7 protein-coding genes and 1 pseudogene are annotated in these 9,177 nt (G+C 67.7%); 7 read left to right on the top strand and 1 reads right to left on the bottom strand.

Annotation, left to right across the window (positions count from 1 at the left end):
- Window positions 1-752 precede the first annotated feature (752 nt).
- Complete coding sequence (locus tag ACZ7SW_RS30750; RefSeq protein ID WP_470233850.1) at window positions 753-1,397, bottom strand: hypothetical protein; 645 nt, start codon at window positions 1,395-1,397, stop codon at window positions 753-755.
- Window positions 1,398-2,145: 748 nt separating this feature from the next.
- Between ACZ7SW_RS30750 and ACZ7SW_RS30745 the strand changes: the two are divergent.
- From ACZ7SW_RS30745 to ACZ7SW_RS30715, 7 genes and pseudogenes are all read left to right on the top strand, one after another.
- Window positions 2,146-2,950, top strand: a pseudogene (locus ACZ7SW_RS30745) (IS5 family transposase).
- Window positions 2,951-3,059: 109 nt separating this feature from the next.
- Window positions 3,060-3,914: an acyl-ACP desaturase gene (locus ACZ7SW_RS30740; protein ID WP_470233849.1), complete on the top strand. Its 855-nt coding sequence runs from the start codon at window positions 3,060-3,062 to the stop codon at window positions 3,912-3,914.
- A gap of 703 nt (window positions 3,915-4,617) precedes the next feature.
- Window positions 4,618-4,878 carry an acyl carrier protein gene (locus ACZ7SW_RS30735; protein WP_470233848.1) on the top strand — a complete coding sequence of 87 codons (261 nt, stop codon included), beginning with the start codon at window positions 4,618-4,620 and terminating at the stop codon, window positions 4,876-4,878.
- Entirely contained in the window at window positions 4,875-5,735 is an 861-nt protein-coding gene (locus ACZ7SW_RS30730; protein WP_470233847.1) for an SAM-dependent methyltransferase, read from the top strand. The genes ACZ7SW_RS30735 and ACZ7SW_RS30730 overlap by 4 nt, the downstream gene beginning before the upstream one ends.
- Window positions 5,735-6,754, top strand: a complete 1,020-nt coding sequence (locus tag ACZ7SW_RS30725; RefSeq protein WP_470233846.1) for a beta-ketoacyl-ACP synthase 3 — start codon at window positions 5,735-5,737, stop codon at window positions 6,752-6,754. The genes ACZ7SW_RS30730 and ACZ7SW_RS30725 overlap by 1 nt, the downstream gene beginning before the upstream one ends.
- Window positions 6,754-7,914: a cytochrome P450 gene (locus ACZ7SW_RS30720; RefSeq protein WP_470233845.1), complete on the top strand. Its 1,161-nt coding sequence runs from the start codon at window positions 6,754-6,756 to the stop codon at window positions 7,912-7,914. The genes ACZ7SW_RS30725 and ACZ7SW_RS30720 overlap by 1 nt, the downstream gene beginning before the upstream one ends.
- Window positions 7,911-9,167, top strand: a complete 1,257-nt coding sequence (locus tag ACZ7SW_RS30715; RefSeq protein ID WP_470233844.1) for an NAD(P)/FAD-dependent oxidoreductase — start codon at window positions 7,911-7,913, stop codon at window positions 9,165-9,167. Before ACZ7SW_RS30720 ends, ACZ7SW_RS30715 begins: the two co-directional genes overlap by 4 nt.
- Window positions 9,168-9,177 lie beyond the last annotated feature (10 nt).

The following is a 9,177-nucleotide window of genomic DNA, read 5'->3' as shown; positions in this document are numbered from 1 at the left end:
GGCGGCGCGCTGCCGGCCGGCGAGCCAGGCTTCTTCGATCCGCGTGCGGTGCACGTGAACGCAGTTCAGGGTCGAGGCGAGCCAGGCGTGCCCGAGAAGCTCCCGGATGGAGATCAAGCCCAAACCGGACGGAGAGAGACCGCCGGCGCAGAAGTGCCTTGTGTCCGCAGAAGCTGTGTGCGGCTGGGTTCGTGCCGCGTTTGACCGGGACGATCCCCGAGCGCCGCGTTCGCGACGCAGATCGCTGCGTGTGCGGCGACAAGGCCGAGCCCTTGTGATCGACGTCACCGTGGAGTGCGGTGTCAGCATGGTCCGATGACCTTGCGTCGGGTGGCCGGGAGGTGGGCGACGTTCGCGTTCCCTGCTGTGGCAGCGCGTAGCCGGTGGATTTCCTCGCGCCGGGCGACCAGCCGTGCCAGGGCTTGGGTCCGGAAGCCGGCTAGCTGTTCGATCGTCGAGTTCGCCTGGGCCAGGCGGTCGTTGAGCTTGTTGATCTCTGTCTTGAGGCGTTCGATCTGGCAGCCTTGGGATCCGGGATGTGTCCGGCGTCTTGCAGCTGCTGAAGCCGCTGTTCGAACTCGACGCGCAGGTGCGCGTAGGGCCGGGAGCCGTAGAAGGCGCTGCGATCGACGCCCGCCTGCGCGGCGAGGGTTTTGACGTCGCAGCCCCCACAGGAATCTCCCCGCGGAGCAGTCGGTCCAGGGCGGCGCGGACGCGGTTCTCGTTCTGCGTGCGCTGGGCGGCACTGATCCTCACGGCAGGTCCTTGCTGGCGGCGGCATCGATCTCGGCGATGACGCGCTGGGCCCGGGTGTGGTCGCTGGTGAGGCGCTCGCGTTCAGCGGTGCGGGTTTTGCCGAGCTGGCCGAGGAATGTCTTGGTGCGTTCGCTGTGCTCGGCCCAGACGCCTCGGTGAACTTGGTGGTGGGTTGCCTGCGGGCAGCGCGCGGAATCACACATGCCGATCAGCGGTTTCCTCGCGGTCGGGGTGCCCGCCAGCTTGAGGCAGAGGGCCCGGGAGGGGTCGGTGAACCAGCAGTAGTTCGCTGGGCCCAGGTGCGGCACGTTGGCGCGTTGGGACAGTAGGTTGAGAATGTCACGGTCGTTGCGCTGGATTCGTGGTGCCGCAACAGGTTCCGTGTGCAGGTCGCCGTCGATGCTGGCGAAGAACTCGGTGAGGCTGCGCGCGCCGGGCCCGGCGCGCAGGATGCCTTGCTGGTAGCTGCGGAACTCCGCGAGGACGAGTTCGGGGTTGCGGTCGGCCTCGTGTTTGTTGACCTCGGCAAGCAGTTCGGCTTGGGTGCCGCCGGGGCGTGATGCGTAGTCTTCGGTGGTCGCGACGACGCAGTGCTTCAGGTGGATCTTGGCGGCGAGAACTCCGCCCGGCCGGTAGGCCATTTCCAAAGAGAGCGTCCTTCCGAGCATCCGCAACGTGACCGGCTCTTCTGGAATCGGCGCCAGTCCGAGACGGGCGCCAGCAGGCGAGTCGACCCAGTTGCGGAACCAGATGTAGCGGAAGTAGAAGGCGAAGCGGCCGAACAGCAGTGCGCCCTCACGGCGATCTTCGTGCAGCTGTTCGGGGAGTTCGACGGCCCGGTAAGCGGGCTCGATGACGATCCATTCGCCATCGGTGCCGCCCAGGGGCCGACCTTGATGATCTTGCTTGCGACGCGGAACCGCTTCAAACCAGGAACAGGCTCGTCGACGCGGCGACCTCCGACACGCAGCTCCATCAGCTCGCTCGCCCGCATGCCGGAGGACGCGGCCAGCGCGATGATCGCCGCGGTGCGGATGATGCCAACCAAGCCGACGGCCTGGGACCTGCCCTCCGATGCTCGTCGTGACCGACGGATGTCAAGCCGGGGTCGAGCAAGCCGTGCGCGTCGCGAGCGCGGTTCTTGGCTGTGATCGGCGTACTGCCTCCTGGCCGGGAAACGGCAGCGAGGCACTTTCTGCGGAATCTCTGCCCGATAATCTCTTGCTCGCCCCGCAGCTGTTGCACGGTCGGCGGTTTTCGCATTAGCGTTCGAGGCCGATGCCCTGTCGAATCATTGATCAGGAAAGAGGCTGGCGCTTTTCCGTGATCCGTTGATTTAGAGCGTGTCTCACTTGGGTTTTGATTGAGGTGCGGGCATGATCATGACTTGTGACGGACGAGTTGTCGCGGCGTCCGGTGCCGGAGGAGTTGTGGGCGCTCGCGGAGCCGTTGATCCCGCCAGGAAAGACGCGCCCGCGGGGCGGCGGCATATCGCGAGCGGGCGACCGGATGGTGTTCGGGGCGATCGTGTTCGTGCTGACCGGCCGCTGCGCCTGGCGGCATCTGCCGCCCAGCTTCGGGGTGACCGTACCGACGGCGCATCGGCGGTTCACCGAATGGACCCAGGCTGGACTGTGGCGCGCTGTGCATCGTGCGGTGCTGGACGAACTGGGCGGCCAAGGCATGATCGGCTGGTCCCGCGCGGTCCTGGACGGAGCATCCGTCAGGGCCCGAAAAGGGGCGGACTGACCAGCCCGAGCCCGGTCGGCCGCGGCAAATCCGGCTCCAAGATCCACGTCCTGTCCGACCGGGGCCTGCCCCTGATCGCCGGATCTCCGCAGCGAACACCCACGACAGCCACGCGCTCAAACCGCGGGTCAATGCGATTCCGGCGATTCGCTCCCGCTGCGGACCACGGCGACGCGAAGCTGTCAGGCTCCATGCCGGCAAGGCCTGCGACATTCCCGCCCTGTGCGACTGGCGGCGCCGACGCGGGATCATCCCGCGCATCGCCCGCAAAGGCGTCGAGTCCGCCGGGAACCTCGGCCGGCGCCGGCGGGTCGTCGAGCGATCGATCGCGTGGCTCCCCGGCTGTCGACGTCTGACCATCCGCTGCGAACGCAAACCCAGCCACTACCTCGCCTTCCTCACGCTCGGCGCCGCCATCGCCGGCTGCAAGAAACGTGCCAAATGAGACATGCTCTTATGGATCGCGGCTTCCGCTGCGAGATCGAGATCATCGAAGAAATTTTTGATAAATCCCGTCGTTTCTGATCGCTGACAGGGAAGGTGGAAGGCGGCCAATGGCCAGGATTCTCGCTCGGCAGAAGTCGCTTCCCCTCAACGTGATTCGTGCCGCCGTGGGGCCCGCGGTGCATCGGGGCGGCACGAACGCCTGGCAGGTCGAAAGCCTTGACTGGGCAAGACTCGACGCTGATCGGCTCACCGCGCTGGACCGATCGGCGGTCCGGTTCATCACTTTCATCGAAGATCACCTGCCGGGATACCTGGACTGGCTGCTCACCACTTTTCCGGTGACCGGCGCCGATCGCGACGTGGCGGTGTTCTGCGCCAATCGCGAGTACTTCCGGTTCTTCGTGACCTGGGCGCACGAGGAGGAGCGGCACGCTTCGGCGCTGACCCGCTATCAGCTGGCCGCGGGTATTGCCGACAACGAGGACGATCTGCTGGTCGAACTGGCGCAGGAGGGCACGAAGCCGTTCAGCCTGCCCTACGAGCATCCGCTGCAGGCATTCGCCTACACCCTCATTCAAGAGAAGGCCACTCAATTATTCTATCAGCGGTTTCTGTCTGGCGTGACGGAGCCGGTCCTGCGTGAACTGCTGAAGCTGATGGCTCGTGACGAAGCCCGTCACTTCGCGCTCTACTCGAAGCTGGTGGCCGGTTACCTCGAAATGGACGGTCCCGCGGCGGCACCGTATCTGAAGGACGTGGTCGCGACCTTTCGGATGCCCCTGGCGTCGACGCTCGACGGCTACCGGCGTTGGTCGTTCCAGCTCGCGGACGCGCTCGGCTACGACCACACGGAAGCGTACGGTGCGCTGGCTCGGCTGGTTTCCGATTTCGTCGACACCCCTGGCCGGGCCGACAGCGACGATGTGCTCCAGCTGATCGACTCGCTGGGGCGCCTGCCGTGACCCTCGCGTCTGACACCCGCGTCGGACCGGTCCCGTCCTCCGGGAAGATCGAGTCTGCCGTACTGGCCGATTGGACCGGGATTGACCTTGATTCGACCAAGCCGAGCGAGTGGGACCGGCATACCGCGGAGCGGTACCCGCCGTGGCGTCGCAGGGAGTGGCTGATCGGTCGACTCACTGCGCGAGCAGCCCTCAGTTTGCACTGTGGCGCACGTGCCGCGGAGGCGGAACTGGTACCCGATCGGCTGTCCGGTGCACCTGTGGTGCGCGGTTTGCGCGGGATCGCGCTCTCGCTCTCCCACACCGGCGATCGAGTCGCCTGCGCTGTCGGGTCGTCCGATTGTCAGGTCGGCATCGATGTGGAGGGTCAAGGGCAGTGTGATGCAGTGCTGGCGAGGCGCATCATCGGACCTGGCGAGACGCTTCCTGCCAACCTCGATCCGACAGTGCTGTGGACGCTGAAGGAAGCCGCCTACAAGGCAGCCCTCGGCAGATGGCCGAGTCTGCGTGCATACCGGGTGCATTGGTCGCCGGACGGCCCGGCTGTCAGTATGCCGGCCGGACCGCGGCTGCCTGGTCGGACGTTCTGCTGGGAGGGCACGGTCGTGTCCCTCGTCGGCCACGGAGCGGACAGTGCCGAATTTGCTTTGCTCGACCTCGGGACGGCTGGCCCGGCCCCGACCGAACCGAACGGACCGTGCACATGAGCCTATCCCGAGATGCCGTCTTGCGGGATGTCCGCGATCACCTGGCCCAGGAGCTGGGGACGGGAACCGGCGAGATCGTCGAGACGGATCATCTCGACGAACTGCCCCGTGCCGATTCGGTGCGCCTGCTGCGCGTGGTTTCCCGCCTCGAACGCGAGTACGAACTGGAATTCGACGACGAGCAAATCCGGGATGCCGAGACAGTGGCGGACCTGGTCGAGCTCGTTGTCGCCGCGCACCAGGCGGCAACTCGATGACAGAAGCGGTCACCAATCGGCATTACGACCAGTCGCCGCAGCTGTTCGAGATGTTCCTCGACCGGCGGATGAAGTACACCAGCGGCCTCTACGCCACCGGTGCGGAGTCCCTGGACGAGGCGCAGGAGGCGAAATTGCGCTTCGTGGCGGACCTGCTCGGGCTGCGCGGCGGCGAGCGAGTGCTGGACATCGGCTCAGGCTGGGGCAGCATGGTCTTGTTCCTGGCCCGGGAACTGGACTGCGACGTGGTGGGGGTGACTCCGTCGCCGCGGCAAGCAGCGTTCATCGCGGCGCGGGCGGAAGCCGCCGGGGTGGCTGGTCGGGTTCAGCTGGAAGTGGCGCAGTTTCAGCGAGTGTCGTTGCCCGAGCGCAGCTTTGACGCCGTCAGTGCGATCGGCGTGCTGGAACACTTCCCCGACCACGTCGAAACGCTGAAGACCATCCGGCGGCTGCTGAAACTGCGGGGTCGGCTGTATGTGTCCTCCTCTTGTTACCGCAGCGCCGCGGACAAGGCGGAATACGAGCCGCGGCCGGCGAGTGAGCACGCGGTCGAGGTGTTCGGCTACACCGTCATGCCGACGCTCTCCGGCCTGGTGAGGTCTTTTGAGGACGCTGGTCTCGGCATCTCGTCGATCACCGACCTCACCGCGGACTACCGGCGCACTATCGAAGCCTGGCAGGAGCGGATCGCGGCGCGGCGAACGGAACTGGAGTTGGTCCAGCCCGGATTCGCGGAGGAGACCAGCCGATACTTCGAGACCGCGAACGCCAGCTGGGGCTACACCGCCAAACACTACGCGATGAGCGCGGTAAACAGCCGGACGGGCGAATTGCGGCTCCCCGGGAAGGCGCACTGATGCCTGCCCGGATCAAGGCCGCGAAGCATCGCGGCGCCACTGCCATTCTCGGTGTCGGCGCCCATCGGGGCAGCCGAGTCGTGCACAACGTCGAGATCGCGGCGACCCTTGACCTGCCGGAGAAATGGATCGTCGCCCGCACCGGCATCCACAGCCGGCGCTGGGCCACCGAGACCGAAACCCTGACCGTGATGAGCGCCTGCGCCGCGAAAAGCGCTCTTGCGCACGCCGGGATCGAACCGGAGGAGGTGGGGTGCGTCATCGTCGCCACGATCACGCACCTGCAGCAGACCCCTGCCGTCGCACCGGTCGTGGCAGCCGAGATCGGCGCCGTCAACGCCGGGGCGTTCGACCTCTCCGCCGCCTGCGCCGGTTTCTGCTACGGGCTCGCGCTGGCCAGCGACATCGTCCGGGCAGGGAACAGCAGGTACGTCGTCGTCATCGGAGCCGAACGGATCAGCGACATGCTGGATCTGGAAGACCCGTCGACAGCGTTCCTGTTCGCGGACGGCGCCGGCGCGGTCGTGGTCGGCCCCGCGGACGAGACGGCGATCGGCCCGGTCGTCTGGGGCGCGGACGGCAGCCGGAAAGACGTCATCCGCCAGGCTGCGCCCTGGGACCGGCTGCGCGAGGACCCGGCCGGTCCCTGGCCCGGGCGGCTCGAGATGTCGGGGACGGCCGTGTACCGGTGGGCGATCCGCGAGATGGCACCGGTAGCCCGCCAGGCGCTGAAGCTGGCCGGGGTGGACGTGGCCGACCTCAGCGTGTTCATCCCGCACCAGGCCAACGGGCGGATCGTCGCCGCGGTCGCGACAGCCCTGGACCTTCCCGAGCAGGTCCAGGTGTCCTTCGACGTCGCTGAGCAGGGCAACACATCGGCGGCTTCCATTCCGCTGGCGATGAGCAGAGTGCTTGCCGAAGGCGGTACCGCACCGCACGGGCTCGCCCTGCTGCTCGGCTTCGGAGCCGGCCTGGCCCACGCTGCCCAGGTGGTCCGCCTCCCCGGCGGTGCGGCGTGATGTCCCCCTCTGCCGGCAACCGGCAGGCGGCAGTGCTGCTCGCCAGGATGCGCCGAGCGACCGGGCACGGCGCGCGGTATCCGATTCTCTCTCAGCTCCGGGCCTTCGGCCCGGTGTTCCGGATCTGGCGCGGAGTGGCGGTCCTGGGATACCCGGAGGTCGCCGAGGTATTGCACGCCACTGACCGCTTCGGGCCGCCGACCCCCGCGCGGCGCGACGTCGTGCAGCCGGGTTGGCGGAGCCATCCGGCTGCACTGCTGAGCGCGGACTTGGTGACGCTCAAGGGCGCCGGCCACCGGGCGGCTCGTTCCGCCATGCACCGGGCTCTCGCCCATGCGCTGGGCGGGGATTTCGAAGCCCGGGTAGAAAACTGTATCGAACAGGCCATGGACCGGCTGGCGGTCAGATTCTCCCGGACGGGTTCCGTCGAGGTGATGGAAACGGTCGTCGAGCCGCTCGTCGCGGGCGTCTTCGCCGCCCTCCTCGGCGTTTCGGCGGCCGACACGCAGGCCGTCCTGCCCGCCGCGTGGGCCTTCGCGAAGGTGATCGACGAGGCTCCGCAACTGCTCGACGATCAAGCCGCGGGCACGCTCCTCGACTTCGCGGCCAGAGCAGCCGGGCGCGGATCCGCGATGGAGGGTCTTTCCCCCGCCGAGGCGGTCGGAATCATCGGCCCTGGGCTCGTCAACCTCACCGGTGCTGTCGGCAACCTGATCCAGACCTTGAACCGGTTCCCGGAAGAACGGGAACGCATCCTTTCCGGCCCGCTGGCGCCTGATGCGAGTGTCGAGGAATTGCTGCGCTACGACGCCCCGGCCCACGGTACGGTGCGAGTCGCCTGGAAGAACGTCGAACTGGGCGGTGTCTCGATCCGCGCCGGCGAGGCGGTCATGGTCTTCACCGCTGCGGCGAACCGGGACCCGGCGCATTGGGCCGACCCAGACGTTTTCCGCCCATCCCGCCCCGGTCTGGACCGGGCGCTGACCTTCGGGCACGGCGCGCACAGCTGCCTAGGCCAGTCGCTGGTGCGGATGGTGCTCTGTCGGCTGCCGGCCAGCATTTACCGTCGTTTCCCCGCGCTGCGGGTGACTGAGCCCCCGGTCGTCCGCCCGGCGCTGCTGAGAAACCACCTTTCCCGGCTGGTTCTGGAGGCGAAGTGAGCACGACCCGCCCCACCGTCGCGGTGATCGGCTCCGGCGTCGCGGGCCTGACGGCCGCCCACGTCCTCAGCCGGGCACGGTACGTCACGCTGTTCGAGGCGGACGCGAGGCTGGGCGGGCACGCGCACACCCACCAGGTGGGGGCGGCGCCACTGGCGGCGGACTCCGGGTTCATCGTGCACAACGCGGGGAACTACCCGTTGCTGACCAGGCTGCTGACCGAAATCGGGGTCAACACTCGAGGTTCCGAAATGTCGATGTCGGTCAGCTGCGAGGGGTGCGGTCTGCGGTATCTGAGCGGAAGCACGCTGCGGTCCGTGCCGAACCGGCCGCCGTCTGCCGACCGCGTCATCTGGGGAAAAGCCCTTGCTGAGCTCGGTCGTTTCACCGGCCGGACCGCTGAAGTGCTGGCCAGCCCCGAGACCTCGCTCACCCTCGGCGAGTTCCTCGCCGAAGGCGGCTATTCCGAGTATTTCGGACGGCATCTGGTGTTGCCGCTGGTCTGTGCGGTGTGGTCCTGCGGTCCCAGCGGCGCGCTGCGGTACCCGGCCTGGTATCTCTTCCAGTTCCTGTCCAATCACGGTCTGCTGCACGGCAGCACGGCGACCCGATGGCGGACGATCGTCGGCGGCTCGGCGGAGTACGTGCGCCGCGTCGTCGCCGGGCTTCCGGACGTCCGCCCTGCCACGCGGGTGATCGGGGTAACCCGAGCAGCCGGGGGAGTCGAGGTGACCGATGAGCAGGGTCGCACTGAGTTCTTCGATGCCGCGGTGATCGGCACCCACCCGGCAGACGCCCTGGCCATGTGCACCGATCCCACCCCCGAGGAGCAGGAGGTGCTGGCGGCGTTCAGCTACGTGTCCAGCGACGTTGTTCTGCACACCGATTCCCGGCTGTTGCCAGCGGCCGCAGGCGTCCGGGCATCGTGGAACTACCGGCAAGACCGCTGTGCTGCCAGCGACACCGACGTCAGCGTCAGCTACCACCTCAACCAGTTGCAGGGCCTGCCCGCCGAAACTGATTACGTGGTGACCCTCAACGCGACCGACCGCGTCGACCCGGGCCAGGTGCTGGCCGCCATGCGTTACGAGCACCCCCTCTACACCGGCGAGAGCCTGCGTGCCCAGCGCAGGCTGGCCGGCCTCAATTCCGCTGCCTTGGCTTACGCCGGCGCGTATCACGGCTGGGGCTTCCACGAGGACGGTTGCCGCTCCGGGGTGGAGGCCGCGCGGGCATTGGGCGTCCAATGGTGAGGTACCGGTG

The sequence above is a fragment of the Amycolatopsis sp. NPDC114484 genome (assembly GCF_055633755.1).
This window is presented reverse-complemented; position numbering and strand designations above follow the sequence as displayed.

What these genes read in the sequence shown, in the direction of transcription:
- ACZ7SW_RS30750 (WP_470233850.1), bottom strand. Translation starts at nt 1,397, where the DNA reads ATGGCCTACCGGCCGGGCGGAGTTCTCGCCGCCAAGATCCACCTGAAG.
- ACZ7SW_RS30740 (WP_470233849.1), top strand. Translation starts at nt 3,060, where the DNA reads ATGGCCAGGATTCTCGCTCGGCAGAAGTCGCTTCCCCTCAACGTGATT.
- ACZ7SW_RS30735 (WP_470233848.1), top strand. Translation starts at nt 4,618, where the DNA reads ATGAGCCTATCCCGAGATGCCGTCTTGCGGGATGTCCGCGATCACCTG.
- ACZ7SW_RS30730 (WP_470233847.1), top strand. Translation starts at nt 4,875, where the DNA reads ATGACAGAAGCGGTCACCAATCGGCATTACGACCAGTCGCCGCAGCTG.
- ACZ7SW_RS30725 (WP_470233846.1), top strand. Translation starts at nt 5,735, where the DNA reads ATGCCTGCCCGGATCAAGGCCGCGAAGCATCGCGGCGCCACTGCCATT.
- ACZ7SW_RS30720 (WP_470233845.1), top strand. Translation starts at nt 6,754, where the DNA reads ATGTCCCCCTCTGCCGGCAACCGGCAGGCGGCAGTGCTGCTCGCCAGG.